This is a genomic window from Bacteroides sp. 2201st1_D9_2201SCRN_220225 (assembly GCF_040928965.1).
Taxonomy (GTDB): domain Bacteria; phylum Bacteroidota; class Bacteroidia; order Bacteroidales; family Bacteroidaceae; genus Bacteroides; species Bacteroides stercoris.
In genome coordinates, this window is sequence record NZ_JBCODG010000013.1 from 26,479 (window position 1) to 41,564 (window position 15,086).

Here is a 15,086-nt window from a genome sequence, read left to right on the forward strand (position 1 = left end):
CATTTTAAAATCAAATAATGATGAAACATTTATTACGTAACTTATGGATTGCCGCATTAATCGTATGCTGCAACTTCCAACAGGTATCTGCGCAACAACTGCCGCCTATTCCTATCGATCAGGATGTACGTATCGGTAAGCTGGACAACGGGTTGACCTATTACATCCGTAAAAACAGTCTTCCGGCTAACCGCGCCGACTTCTACATTGCCCAAAAAGTAGGCTCCATACAAGAAGAGGACAACCAGCGCGGTCTTGCCCACTTCCTGGAACACATGTGTTTCAACGGAACGACTCACTTCCCCGGAAAGTCCCTGATACAATACCTGGAACGTATCGGCGTGAAGTTCGGTGAAAACCTGAATGCCTACACGTCCATAGACGAAACGGTTTATAACATTTCCAATGTACCGGTCAATACTCCGGGTGCTATCGACTCTTGTCTGCTGATTCTTCACGACTGGAGCAACGACCTTACTCTGGATCCCAAAGAAATAGACAAGGAACGCGGCGTTATCAATGAAGAATGGCGTACCCGCATGAGTGCCATGCAACGTTTTCAGGAGAAAATGCTTCCCGCCATGTTTGCCGGAACAAAATACGCCAACTGCTTCCCTATCGGAACTATGGACGTTGTAATGAACTTCAAGCCTCAGACTTTACGAGACTACTATGAAAAGTGGTACCGTCCCGACTTACAAGGTATCATGGTGGTAGGTGACGTTGACGTAGATGCCACTGAAGCCCTGATTAAGAAGATGTTTGCAGATATTCCCGCCCAGCCCAATGGTGCCAAACGCGAATACTACCCGGTAAACGATAATAAAGAACCTATCATATTGGTTGCACGTGACAAGGAACAGCCTTATGTGCAAACCTTTATCTTCAATAAGCACGAAACAACTCCCAGAGAGGAGAAAAGCAACGTGGGTTATCTGATGCAAGACTATGCAGCAACACTGATTACCAACATGTTGAATGCACGTCTGAACGAATTGCTCCAGGCAGCTAACCCGCCTTATATCTATGCTGCAACCTATGACGATGACTTCTTCGTGGCCAAGACCAAGGATGCTTTTACCGGAATTGTAGTCTGCAAGGAAGATGCCATTGAAAACGGTATCTCAACCGTTCTCCGCGAAATCGAGCGTGCACGCCAATTCGGCTTTACCGAAACCGAGTACAGCCGTGCCCGTGCAGAATATCTGCGCCATCTGGAATCGGCTTTCCAGGAACGCGACAAGCGTAAGAATGAAAGCTATGTAAAGGAATATGTCCGTCACTTCCTCGACAACGAACCTATCCCGGGCATTGCCAACGAATATACCATCATCAACCAGATAGCACCGGCTATTCCCGTAACCGCCCTGAACCAGATGATGCAGCAAATGGTGACAGACAGCAACCAGGTGGTAGCCCTGTTCGGTCCTGAGAAAGAAGGCTTAAAGCTCCCTACAGAGGACGCTATCAAGAACCTTCTGAAAGCGGTAAAATCAGAGAAACTTACTCCGTATGTAGATAAAGTTTCTAACGAGCCCTTGATGAAAGAAGCCCCGAAAGGCGGTAAAATCGTATCTGAAAAGAAAGACGATATCTTCGGAACTACTATGCTGACACTGTCCAACGGAGTTAAGGTTATCATCAAAAAGACAGATTTCAAAGCCGATGAAATTCGTATGAAAGGTGTAAGTATGGGTGGTAGCTCACTCTTCCCCGACTCGGAAATCATCAATATCAACGGATTGGATGCAGTAGCATTAGGCGGTCTTGGCAATTTCAGCGCTATTGAACTGGAAAAAGTGCTGGCCGGTAAAAAAGCTTCCGTAAACTACGGAATCGGCGATAAGACAGAAGCCGTAACGGGCAGTTGCTCACCCAAAGACTTTGAGACAATGATGCAGCTCACCTATCTGACTTTCACAGCTCCAAGACGTGACGACAATGCTTTTGCATCTTATAAAAACCGCAGCAAGGCCGAATTGCAGAACATGGACCTGAACCCGAATTCTTCGTTCAGCGACTCCATCACGTCCACTCTTTACATGAAGCACCCCAGAACTCTGAGAATGAAAGCCGACATGGTAGACAAGATGGATTATGACAAGATTCTTTCCATGTATCAGGACCGTTTCAAAGACGCCAGCGACTTTACCTTTATTTTAGTAGGAAACGTCGATGTGGAAGCCGTGAAACCTCTGATTGAATCTTATCTGGGTGCATTACCCTCTATCAACCGCAAAGAAACATTCAAGGACAACCACATCGAAATGCGCAAAGGAATCTATAAGAACGAGTTTATCCGTCAGCAAGAGACTCCGAAGGTTAATAACTTCATCTCTTACAGCGGTACTTGCGCATACACGCTCCGCAACGATATTCTCATGAGTATGACCGACCAGCTCCTGAACTTAATCTATACGGAGAAAGTACGTGAAGATGAAGGTGGTACTTATGGTGTATATCCTATGGGACAACTTGTTAAATATCCTACGGAAAGAGCCGTTCTGCAAATCTTCTTCAATACAGCTCCCGACAAGCAGGACAAGCTGATGAAGATTATCTATGCCGAAGCGGAAGCTTTCGCCAAAAACGGTCCCGATGAAGCCAGCCTGAACAAAGTGAAAGAGTACATGCTGAAGAAACATAACGAAAATCTGAAAGAAAACGGTTACTGGCTGAACAGCATAGACGAATATCTCTATACCGGTATCAATCCGATAAAGGATTACGAGCAGATTGTCAATGGAATCACAGCAAAAGATATCCAGAAATTTGCCAACGAACTCCTGAAGCAGAAGAACCAAATCACCGTTTCAATGATCAGCCCCGAAAAGAAATAGGGGGTCTGCATCAGGAGTCGTAAAGTAGACCTTTAGCGTTGCAGAGTTGACCTTTAGAGGCGTAAAGTAGCTCTTTACAAACCGTACTATCAGCAGTCTGATTTTTCAACTCACAACCAAAGTCACAGTTTTCAAAAGGCTGCGTTGTTCGTGAAGCAGCGCAGCCTTTTTCATATACATTAACCATCTATCCATTATGAACCTCTTTATAGAATTACGCAAGCACGGAAAGTTGGCAGCCAAGCGAAACCCGATGTACGAGAAGAATAAATTCGGAAAATTCTGGATGTACTTCATGGCTGTATTCTGGGCCGGTTATCTGGTATTCTTCGGAACGAGTTTTGCCTTTGCTTTCAACGACGGGGCAACCGAAGCATATCATGTCCTGAACAGCGGGCTCATATTTATCCTCTGCCTGGATTTCCTGATGCGTTTTCCATTTCAGAAAACGCCTGCCCAAGAGGTAAAGCCCTATCTGCTGTTACCGGTAAAACGCAACCGTCTTATCGACTCCCTGCTGATACGTTCCGGATTGAACGGCTTCAACCTGATATGGCTGTTCTTCTTCGTTCCGTTCGCCATCATCAGCATCACCAGATTTTACGGCATAACGGGTGTACTGACCTATAGTATCGGAATATGGTTATTGATGGTGCTCAACAATTACTGGTTCCTGCTATGCCGGACATTGATGAACGAACGCGTCTGGTGGATAATCCTGCCTATACTGGCATACGGGAGTATCGCTGCCGGAATGTTAGTACCGGACAACAGTCCGCTATTCGACTGGTCCGTCGACTTAGGAGAAGGCTTTATCCTCGGACATCTTCTCACCTTCACCGGAGTATTTGCAGCTATCGTAGTGCTGTGGTTCATCAATCGCAGAGTGATGATAAAATTGATTTATAACGAAATCAATAAAGTAGAAGACACCAAGGTAAAGCATGTATCCGAATACAAATTTTTGGACCGCTACGGAGAGATTGGCGAATACATGCGGCTGGAACTGAAAATGTTATTGCGCAATAAAGTCTGCAAGACAGCCCTGCGCACAGTATTCCTGGTAGTGATTTCATTTACCTGCATTCTGAGCTTCACCGAAGCATACGACGGACAAGGTATGAAAAGCTTTATCCTGGTTTACAACTTTGTGATTTTCGGCATTCTGTTTTTATCAAGCCTGATGAGTTACGAAGGCAACTACATCGACGGGCTGATGAGCCGCAAGGAGTCCATCTACACACTGCTGCGTGCCAAATATATTCTGTACAGCATCGCCATACTCATCCCCCTGTTCCTGATGATACCGGCTATGGCAACCGGCAAACTGGCTGTACTGAGTTGCATCGGTTGGGCTGTATTTGTTGCAGGCTGTGTATATTTCTGCCTGTTCCAATTGGCCGTATACAATAACAGGACAGTGGATTTGAACGCCAAAATGACCAACCGCCAGAACATGGGAACCGGATTGCAGAATCTGATTTCCGGAGCGGCATTCGGCGTACCTCTGCTTATGAATTTTATGCTGACAACCTTTTTCGGCCCCACAGTTACAGCCTGGATATTGATTGCCATCGGTGCGGGTTTTATATTGACATCCCGCTTCTGGCTGAAGAATGTATACCACCGCTTTATGAAGCGGCGCTATAAGAACATGGAAGGATTTAGAGACAGCAGACAGTAAGATTTACAATTTAAGATTTATGGCTATGATTCAGATAAGTAATTTGCAAAAGAAGTTCGGCGAAAAGACCGCCGTAAATATCGACAACTACCTCATCAATCAAGGTGATATGCTGGGCTTGGTAGGAAACAACGGAGCCGGAAAGACCACCCTTTTCCGGCTGATATTGGATTTGCTGCAAGCCGACCGCGGAAAGGTCACCATCAATGATATAGACGTATGCAAAAGCGAAGACTGGAAAAACTTTACCGGCGCTTTCATAGACGACGGTTTCCTGATAGACTATCTTACGCCGGAGGAATACTTCTACTTCATCGGCAAGATGTACGGACTTAAAAAAGAAGAAGTAGACGGACGCATCGCTCCTTTCGAGCGTTTCATGAACGGTGAAGTCATGGGACAAAAGAAATTCATACGCAACTTCTCCGCCGGAAACAAGCAAAAGATAGGCATCATCTCCGCCATGCTGCATCATCCGCAACTACTGATACTTGACGAACCTTTCAACTTCCTCGACCCCAGTTCGCAGTCCATCATTAAACAACTGCTGAAAAAATATAACGAGGAACACAAAGCAACCGTCATCATTTCCAGCCACAACCTCAATCATACGGTAGATGTATGTCCGCGCATCGCCCTGTTGGAACACGGAGTCATTATCCGTGATATACAGAACGAAAACAATTCAGCCGAAAAAGAATTGGAAGCTTATTTCAATGTCAGTGTCGAAGAAAACATTGAAACTGAAACTAATACTGAAGAAGAAACACTTACAGAGGAATAAATATGAAACACTCCTTTTCCTGTATAATTGCCTTGACCGGGTTAATATTCTGTTTAAGTTCCTGCCATACTGCCGCTCCCCGTCTCGACTATAAAGCATTGGCACAAGCCTCTGTACGCCTGGGTATGGATATCGGACTGACAGACAACCACAAGCTGTACGTCAATGCCGCCGAGTGGATAGGCACTCCCTACCGTGCCGGCGGCGACAGTAAACATGGAACGGACTGTTCCGGCCTGGTATCCCAACTTTATAAGAAAACCTACCGCATACGCCTGTCGCGCAGCACGGACGGCCAGTTGAAAGAAAGCAACAGGATAGCCCGCCGCAACCTGCGCGAAGGCGACTTGGTATTCTTTACCAGCCGGGCGTCACGCAAGAAAGTGGCACATGTAGGCATCTACCTGAAAGACGGCAAATTCGTTCATGCCAGTACCGGACAAGGAGTCATCGTGAGCAGCCTCAAGGAAGATTACTATACAAAGCACTGGCTCTGCGGCGGAAGAGTGAAATAAGACTCCATCCAACATTAAAAAAAGGGTATGCCTAAAAGAAAGTTCACTTATTATTTGTGTCCTTTAGGCACGGATTACACGGATTTCACAGAAGAAGAATAAAGTAAATCTGTGAAATCCGGTTACGTATCATCCGATTCGTCAACGTAACACAAACCGTAACTTTCCACCCTCTACCAGCTCCTGGTGGCTGATTCGGAAACGTGACAGTCTTTTTCCTCCTAACTCCATTTCACGGATATAAAGCGAATCGTCCGAAGGACGCTCCGTTTCTATCACCAACTGCTCACGTCCCCACACTTCGGCATCAAGACGGATGGTCACTTTGTCGAACACCGGTGTGGAAAGCGTGTAAGACGGTTCGCCCGGACAATCCGGATAGAAGCCCATCATATTGAAGATGGCCCATGCAGACATCGTTCCGGTATCATCATTGCCGGGAATGCCATCGGGGGCATTCTTGAAATACTTCTGCAAAAGACGGTGTAACTCCTTCTGGGTACGCCACTCCTCTCCCTTGAAATAAGAGAACAGATGCGCATAAGCGATGTCCGGCTCATTGGCAGGGTCGTAAAGCCCCTCATCGAAAACACGTTGCAACTTGTCTACGAAAGCCTTCTTCCCGCCCATAAGTTGCGCCAGCCCCTTTACATCGTGGGGAACATAGAAAGTATAGTTCCATGCACACCCCTCATGAAAGCCCGGATTAGGTTCAAAGTTTTCGCCCTGCCTCGGGTCAAACGGAGCATAAAACTCACCATTCGGCAAGATAGGACGGAATGTGCCGTACTCCTTGCTATAATAATGCTTATATCCCAAAGAACGGTTATAGAAAAGACGGGCATCCTCCTTGTAGCGGCGTGCTTTTTCCTTCTGTCCTTTCACCTCGGCATCCTTGGCAAGCGCCTCTGCCATGCGCGAAAGGGCGTTATCGGCTATGTAGTACTCCAAAGCATGCGATACGGAGTTGTCGTACTGCTCGCGCAAAGGTACATACCCCAATGAAAGATAATCGTCATTATCCGGTCGCAGGAGATTTTCCGCTCCCGGCAATACAGCCCCTTTACGCATCGCCTCATAAGCCAGCTCCACATCGAAGCCGCGCAAACCTTTCAGCCAGGTATCCACAATGACCGGTATAGAAGGGTCGCCCTCCATCGTCAATGTCTCGCGTCCATAGAGTTCCCACTTGGGCAACCAGCCATGCTCACGGTACATGTCGAGCATGGAACGCACCATTTGCAGTTGCCGTTCGGGATACACCAGCGTAAGAAGCTGATGCACATTACGGTAAGTATCCCAAAGGGAGAATACGGTATACCGGTCGCCCTTTGCCGTAAGAATCCGGTTGCTTTCCATTGCCGGATATTGCCCGTTGACGTCCTGCAAAAGGTTGGGATGTATCAGCGCATGATAAAGCGCCGTATAGAAAACAATCTTCTGCTCGTCCGTCCCGCCTTCCACAATGATACGCGACAAATCGTCGTGCCAGCGTTTACGGCTTTCCGCCAATACCTTGTCGAAGTCCTTGCCGGACTGCTCTTTGTCCAGATTGAGACGGGCATTCTCGATACTGACGAAAGAAACACCCATCTGCACTTCTATCTGCTCGCTCTCCCCGGTATCGAATGTCAGAAAAGCGCCGATATCATCGCCCGCCAGTTCCTTGCGATAACCGGTATACAATTTATACTTGCCATTGTCCGGATCCCATTCGGCCTCCACGCCTGTCATGGAGCGCTGTTTTTTCCAATAACCGGTTTTGAGGGGAGTTTTGTTGACACGCATCACGAAGTAAATAGGAAATACTGCCTGCGGATTATAGCAGAAAGTACCGAGCAACTTCATCCCCTCAAATTCACACTCTCCGGTTTGCCGCAGGAAAGCTCCGGTTTCATTGGTCAGTCCCTCTCCCAAGTTCAGCAGAATATGACTCCGGCCTTTTGGAAAAGTGAAGCGCGCCACACCGGTGCGCGGCGTGGCAGTCACTTCGGTCTTTACATTATAACGGGTAAGGAAATTAGTGTAATACCCCGGAGAGGCCTGTTCGTCTTCATAACGGCTGCCATACTCCTTGTAGTCTACGGAAAGCTCGCCCGTAGTGGGCATCAGCAGCAACGAACCAAGTTCGGGACATCCCACTCCACTGAGATTGACATGCGAATACCCGGTAAAGAAGCAGTTGTGATACTCATAGGGAGTGGACCACCAACGGGCATCCTTATCGTATTTGTTGTCCGCCGACCCCATCACGTTGAAAGGAACAACAGACATCATCCCGTTGGGGCAGACAGCTCCCGGATTGGTCGTGCCGAAGTTAGTCGTACCGATAAAGGGATTCACATAGTCTACAGGAGAAAAACTTTTCTCCGCAGCCGGAGACACAGCCAGCAGAACAAAGGCAAATACGCCGGAAAGGAATGCTCGTTTCATGGTTCTCAAAAGTTTATGTACATCAGATGATGCTTGTACGTTTGGTAAATTCTATAATTTCGGGAATATAGCCGAATGCCAGTCCGGTTACGGTATCGGCACAGCCATAGTATATGGCAATCCTGCCCGTTTCATTGTCGTGCAAAGCGGCGCACGGGAAACATACATTAGGAACATCGCCCATACATTCGTACGGTTCGCGCGGGGCAAGCAGATAAGGCCCTGAGCGGAACTTTACCTTCCACGGTTCGTCCAAATCGAGCAGAGCAGAACCGAAACTGTAAACATAACCGTTGCAGGAATGCAGCACGCCGTGATAAATCAGCAGCCAGCCCTCGGGAGTCTCGACAGGGATAGGACCTGCACCGATTTTGGTGCATTGCCATGCACTTACCTCAAAAGCGGCAGGTGACATCACATGGCGGTGGCGTCCCCAAAACTCCATATCGGGCGACTCACTGTAGAAAATATCTCCAAAGGGAGTATGCCCATTGTCGCTCGGACGGCTCAACATGGCAAAACGACCGTTTATCTTGCGCGGGAAAAGTACTCCGTTACGGTTGAAGGGAATAAAAGCGTTTTCCAACTGGTGGAACGTCTCGAAATCGAACGTATAAGCCACACCGATAGTAGGACCGTGATAGCCGTTGCACCAGGTAACATAATAGCGGTCTTCGATAAAGCACACGCGCGGGTCGTAGCCATACACCCATGTACCGATTTCCTCATCATCGCATTGGAACTTCAACGGTTCTTCCTTGATGTTCCAGTTTATGGCATCTTTACTGAACCCTACGTGCAGCCGCATGCGACGGTTAGTATCGTCGCAGCGGAATACTCCTGCAAACCCGTCGCCGAAAGGTACTACCGCACTGTTGAAAATACTGTTGGAAGTGGGAAGCAAATCACGCGGAATAATGGGGTTTGCCACACTGCGCCATAATACGTCCTTGCATCCTGCCGGACGTTCTTCCCAAGGAATAATAACTTTGCTACTCATACTCATTTCATTTTCTATGTAATAACACGAAATTAAATCTATCTATAATTACTTATATAATCTGTCATAGAAACCGGGAATGTACGGGAAGCCGGCATCAATCGAAACCACTATCCGGAACACGTCCCGCCAATGTTTTTCCACCGACTATGTGGCCGCTCCGCCTTTTACCTCATCGGCATACGTAAACGGTACGAACCAGGTAATGAGGAATGCCGGAATAGTGGCGAACAGGGTGAAGATGAAGAAATTCTCATACCCCAGAAAATCGCTCACGTATCCGCTGATTGTTCCCGGAAGCATCACACCCAGATTCATGATACCAGAAGCGAAGGCATAGTGCGCCATCTGGTGCTTGCCCGGAGCTACCTGTTGCATCATAAACAGCGAAAGCCCCACAAAGCCGAAGCCGTAACCGAAATACTCCAGCACGATGGCACTGCCAATCAGCATGCCGCTCTCCGGCTGATATATCGCCAGCAGGGTATATGCCACAAAAGGCAGGTTAAAGATGCAGCACAGGGAGAACAGCGTTTTCCGCAGTCCGCGGTGCGATATGTAATAACCGGCCAGCAAAGAGCCCAGCACAAAGGCGGCAGCTCCGTAAGTGCCGTAATACAACCCTATCTCCTGCTCATTCAGTCCCAAGCCGCCTGCCGAACGTTCCGCCTTCAAGAAAAGGGGAACAATCTTCATGACGAAACCCTCGGCAAGGCGATAGAGAATGATAAAGGCAATATAATACCCTATATGACGTTTCTGAAAGAAATCCCTGATTACGCTCCGCAACTTCTCCAGCGTTTCGCCCGCCGACTTGGTTTCGGCAGCCGCAGCACCGCCCGAAGGCAGCATACGCCAATGGTATATTGCCAGCAATATCATCACGGCAGCCATTACCAGCATTACACACATCCAAGCCTGGACAGTTGCCTCATGACGCACTGCATCCGTGGCACCGGGCACTCCGCCGAAGTATTTCAGCAGCCACCCAGCCAGCCATACCAAACCGCCGGACGCCACAATCTTGGCGATGTTATAGAAAGCTCCCTGCCAGCCGATGTACTTTGCCTGTTCCTGCTTATTCAGCTCGGACATGTACACGCCGTCCGTAGCCACATCGTGCGTAGCGCCGCTGAAAGCGATAACCGCCAGCAAAAAAATGGAAAGAGCAAAAAAGAACGGAAGATTCAGTGCAAAGGCGACCAGTGCGAACCCCGCTCCCGTAACCAACTGCGTCAGTACCACGAAGAATTTCTTCGTCTTGAACATCTCGAGAAAAGGACTCCAAAGAAACTTCAACGTCCAGGGAAGCATTATCAGTGAAGTCCACAAAGCTATTTGGGCATCACCCACTCCCAGCCCCTTGAACATAAGTACGGAAACCATGTTCAGCACCACAAAGGGAAGCCCCATGGCGAAATAAACGGTTGGAATCCAAGATATCGGATTATGATAATTCCGGCTCATATATGTTTCGTTGCTATCGGTACTTTCTATTTCCGTAACTCATTATCCGGCATCAGCGGTTCCGCTCCCATAGTCAGCTCCAGCGTACCGCCGTTTACGATGTCTTGATGGTTGAAGAAAGGAGCGGCAAGTTCTTCCCCGTTCAGGATAATCTTCCGGACATACTTATTGTCACGACTGTTATTATGGGTTATAATGGTAAAGGTGTTGCCATTCTGCAAACGGATGGCGGCCTCATCAAACAGCGGACGCCCGATGGAATACACCGGTTTTCCGGGGCAAACCTGGTAGAATCCCATAGCATTCAGCACGTACCATGCCGACATCTGTCCGCAGTCTTCATTGCCGGAAAGGCCATTGGGCTCGTTGAAGTAAAGCGTATGCAGCACACTGTCCACCAATGCCTGTGTCTTGTACGGCTGTCCCACATAGTTATAAAGGTGAGCAATATGGTGGCTCGGCTCGTTACCGTGTGCATACTGTCCTATCAGTCCGGAAATATCTACCGATACCGACTCGCCCTCCAAGGAAGAATCTGCCACGAACAGAGAATCGAGCTTACCGATGAATGCGTCACGGCCACCCATGAGTTCCACCAGACCATCTACATCATGCGGCACGAACCAAGTCCATTGCCAGGCAGTGCCTTCACAATAATCATCGTTGCGGTGAGTGGAAGCACGAGGATTGAAAGGCGTACGCCAATTGCCCTCGCTGTCGAGCCCGCGCATAAAACGGGTAGACGGATCGAAATATACCTTATAACCCTCTGCAAAAGCCGCGTACTTAGTCCGGTTCGGTTCATCGCCCATTGCTTCAGCCAACTGTGAGATGCACCAGTCGTCATAAGCATATTCCAACGCCTTGGCTACCGATTCATTGTCTTTGTCACAGGGAACATAGCCTATTTTATTCTTCCAGTATTTGGCCTGCGGCATCAAATGCGGCAATACACGGGGGTGAGTAATAATGCCCGTCGTATCGTATTCCGCCGTGCGGAGACAGGCACGGTAGGCTTCCTTCACATCAAAATTACGATATCCTTTGGCGTAAGAGTCGGCAATCAGAGAAGCTGCATGGTAACCAATCATCGTTCCCGTATAGTTGCCGGCAAGTTCCCACATCGGGAATACACCGCCTTCTTTCTCTTTCTGGATCAAAGAGCGGATAAAGGCTTCATTCAGTTCAGGATCTATAATTGTCATCAAAGGATGATAAGCACGGAAAGTATCCCACAAGGAGAATATCGTGTACACAGGTTCGTCCACACTGCCCTGATGCGGTTTCAAATCCATACCGAAATAACGTCCGTCTGCATCCGTAAAGAGATTGGGCTGCAAACCGGTGTGATAAAGGGCTGTATAAAACATCGTGCGCTGGTCGGCATTCTGCGTACGGATATCTATTTTGGACAGATAGTCATTCCATGCCTGACGTGCTGCACTCCGCACTCCGTCAAAATCCCATCCGGGTATTTCGGCCTCCACATTCTTACGTGCTCCGTCCATATCGACAGCCGAAACACCTACTTTCACCAATACCTCTTCATTCTGTGCCGTAGGGAACTGCAACAGAACTTTAGCGGTGGGCAAAAGCGGACCGCCTTCTTCCAATGCCACAGAATCCGTCACCAATGTATAGGTAAACGGCTTGGAAAACTTGGCATAGAAGTTGATATACTGGTCGAATGCCCAATATACCGTTTTTTTATGTCCGCGGATTTCGGTATCACTGATTACTTCTATTTTCATTTCCTCATTTGTCTGACGCTCGATACTGTAATCAAAGTCCAGAATGAAACCGGCATCTTCGGCTTCCGGAAAGGTATAACGGTGAATGGCGGCACGCTTTGTCGCAGTGAGTTCCGCCTTTACGTTATAGCGTTCCAGCAAGACGGAATAATATCCGGGTTGCGCCACTTCATTATCGTGCGAGAAAGCCGAACAGTACGCCATTTGCTGACTCTTCGCCCCCATCGGATGATACTCCTGTTTCCCTACAGTGGGCATCAGCAGTACATCACCGTAGTCCGCACATCCTGTTCCGCTAACATGGGTATGCGAGAAACCGTTGATGGTAGTATCCTCGTAATAGTATCCGGAACAAGCGTCCCATTCGTAGATGCGTGTATCGGGACTGGGTTGAATCATCCCGTTCGGAACAACCGCACCCGGATATGTATGTCCATGTCCGCCTGTCCCGATAAAGGGATTTACATAAGAGGCATAGTCCTGCTCTGCCTGCGTACAGCTAAAGACAGTACCCAGCAACAGGAGTCCGCCCAGCAATATGGAATTAGATTTCAAGTTTGTTTTCATATTCTTTGGTATTATATTAGGATTATCAAATCGGCATAAAGCTGACAGCCTGTCCCCCACCTTTTGCCATGACAATGGTCAGGGTATCATCGGACGTCACCTGTTTCTCTATGATTTCGTAAGATTCCGGATTGGTCTCCCAATCGGCATCTTTTCCGTCGGCATAGATAACGGCTGCATAAGTTTTTCCTTTTTCCAGAAAATCCAGTTTCACATCTATGCTGCGCGCCTCTTCATCGGTTGCCGCTCCCAGAAAATATTTATCTTTTGCCTTACGTACTATTGCCACGTATTCACCCGGTTCGCCGGCAAGCGCCTCCGACCAGTCACAGTCTGCATCAAAATCACGGAAGAAACGGAAAGCGGGATGGCCTTCATAGTTTTCAATCATGTCGGCAGCCATCTGCAAAGGAGAGTAAAGTATCACCCAATTGGCTATCTGCTTGGCAAGCGTGGTATTGATACGGCAATCCTTACTGTCTTTCATATTCCACTTTTTCCGGTCGGGATTGTTTTTGGCACGCTTGTACAGCACATCAAAGATACCCGGCGTATAGTCCATCGGACCACCCAGCAAACGGGTAAACGGCAACATCACATGATGTTCCGGCGGATTACCTTCGCTCCAGGCATTCCACTCCATGCCGCGGGCGCCTTCGCGGGTCATCATGTTGGGATAGGTACGACGTATACCGGTATCCTTTATCGGCTCATGCACATCGAGGGTAGTACGATACTTGGCAGCCGTTTTCACGACATTGCGATAATGCCGCACATTGAACTGTCCGTGGTGGTTGTGACCGTTGGGAAGACCACCGGCATACCCGGTCTTTACGCTATGGATACCCAAATCGGCATACCATTCATAAGCCTTATCCAACTGATTTTCGTAATTACAGATATTTCCTCCCGTTTCATGATGACCGATAATCTCAACACCCTTCTTCCGGGCATAAGCTGCTATTTCCTTTATATCGAAATCGGCATACGGTTTGGTATAATCGAAGTTCTGCGTTCCGCCCCAGTTCTCCCAACCTTCATTCCAGCCTTCGAACATAACGGCTTCGATGTTGTTGGCTGCGGCAAAATCAATATAACGTTTTGCATTTTCGGTAGTGGCGCCGTGGCGGTCGTTTATCACCCAGCTCTCCACACCCAGATGCATGCCCCACCATATACCTACATACTTCATCGGGCGAATCCAGTCGGTAGACTCCAAAACGCAGGGTTCGTTTAAGTTCAGGATAAGTGCTGAATTTATCAGTCCCACAGCTTTCGAAGCTATCTGTACAGTACGCCAGGGCGTATTGAAACTGCCGCCTTCTATCTTAGCCTTAATGCCGTCGGGCCATGGAGCCAACTCGGATTTGAATCCGCAGCCGCCGGTATTTTGCAAAGTCATTTCAGGAAAGTCCGTCAATGCGGCTTCGTGAATACTGGCGTAAGTCTTACCTACCTTAAAGGTCATCGGAGTGTTTGCGTTATCAGTCTTGCTGAGCGGCTGTGTACGATATAACAACTCATATGTTTCGTAGTTGGCAGGAATAGACCAGGAAATTCCATCCTGCGCCATATTGAAAGAGGTAAGTTCGTCCGTAACAAAGATGCTGTCTACTCCGGCAACTTCATACTCGTACCGGAAACCGACTCCGTCGTCAAATACCCGAAAACGAAGGGTCAGTTTCGTATCCGCCTCATCAGACAGACAAACCGCCATTTCATTATAATGGTTACGGATACTCTTATTCTCTCCCCAAGGTTGTGTCCATGTCTCGTCCGCAGCGGAAAACTCCGTACCGACAACCTTCATACCTTCCGAAAGATTCACACCCTTTCCGGCAAGGAATCCCAAAGCAGAAGGGGCTACAAAAGCCGTATCATCCACGTCTATCCGATAGGTCATGCAGTTGTGGTCATCCAATGCGAACTGAAGGCGGATATGACCATCAGGCGAAACGACTTCTGTCGGTTTGGGAGTACATCCGCATATTACAAGCAGCAGACTGACAGTCCATAATATTGTTTTCATGTTTTTCCGGTAATTT

The 15,086-nt window shown here is 48.2% G+C and carries 9 protein-coding genes; 4 read left to right on the forward strand and 5 right to left on the reverse strand.

Going from position 1 to position 15,086, the window contains the following annotated elements:
* Positions 1-20: 20 nt before the first annotated feature.
* The 4 genes from AB5903_RS06135 (at position 21) to AB5903_RS06150 (ending at position 5,823) form a co-directional block, all read left to right on the forward strand.
* Positions 21-2,840, forward strand: a complete 2,820-nt coding sequence (locus tag AB5903_RS06135) for a pitrilysin family protein (RefSeq protein WP_016661494.1) — start codon at positions 21-23, stop codon at positions 2,838-2,840.
* Between the two features lie 196 nt (positions 2,841-3,036).
* The gene (locus AB5903_RS06140; protein WP_005657878.1) at positions 3,037-4,524 is read left to right on the forward strand and encodes a DUF5687 family protein; all 1,488 of its coding nucleotides are present in this window, start codon (positions 3,037-3,039) and stop codon (positions 4,522-4,524) included.
* 25 nt (positions 4,525-4,549) lie between these two features.
* Positions 4,550-5,308 (forward strand): ABC transporter ATP-binding protein, encoded by a 759-nt coding sequence (locus AB5903_RS06145; RefSeq protein WP_016661495.1) that lies wholly within the window; start codon positions 4,550-4,552, stop codon positions 5,306-5,308.
* Positions 5,309-5,310: 2 nt separating this feature from the next.
* On the forward strand, positions 5,311-5,823 hold the full coding sequence (locus AB5903_RS06150; protein WP_016661496.1) for a C40 family peptidase: 513 nt from the start codon (positions 5,311-5,313) through the stop codon (positions 5,821-5,823).
* A gap of 141 nt (positions 5,824-5,964) precedes the next feature.
* Here AB5903_RS06150 and AB5903_RS06155 read toward each other — a convergent pair whose 3' ends face one another.
* From AB5903_RS06155 to AB5903_RS06175, 5 genes are all read right to left on the reverse strand, one after another.
* Positions 5,965-8,256, reverse strand: coding sequence for a GH92 family glycosyl hydrolase (locus tag AB5903_RS06155; protein WP_005657881.1), 2,292 nt, complete (start codon positions 8,254-8,256; stop codon positions 5,965-5,967).
* Between the two features lie 22 nt (positions 8,257-8,278).
* Positions 8,279-9,262, reverse strand: coding sequence for a glycoside hydrolase family 130 protein (locus AB5903_RS06160; RefSeq protein WP_005657882.1), 984 nt, complete (start codon positions 9,260-9,262; stop codon positions 8,279-8,281).
* A gap of 141 nt (positions 9,263-9,403) precedes the next feature.
* The gene (locus AB5903_RS06165; protein WP_272710877.1) at positions 9,404-10,723 is read right to left on the reverse strand and encodes an MFS transporter; all 1,320 of its coding nucleotides are present in this window, start codon (positions 10,721-10,723) and stop codon (positions 9,404-9,406) included.
* 26 nt (positions 10,724-10,749) lie between these two features.
* Entirely contained in the window at positions 10,750-13,041 is a 2,292-nt protein-coding gene (locus AB5903_RS06170) for a GH92 family glycosyl hydrolase (protein ID WP_272710878.1), read from the reverse strand.
* A 25-nt stretch (positions 13,042-13,066) separates the two neighbouring features.
* Positions 13,067-15,070: a glycoside hydrolase family 97 protein gene (locus AB5903_RS06175; protein WP_272710879.1), complete on the reverse strand. Its 2,004-nt coding sequence runs from the start codon at positions 15,068-15,070 to the stop codon at positions 13,067-13,069.
* Positions 15,071-15,086: the final 16 nt, after the last annotated feature.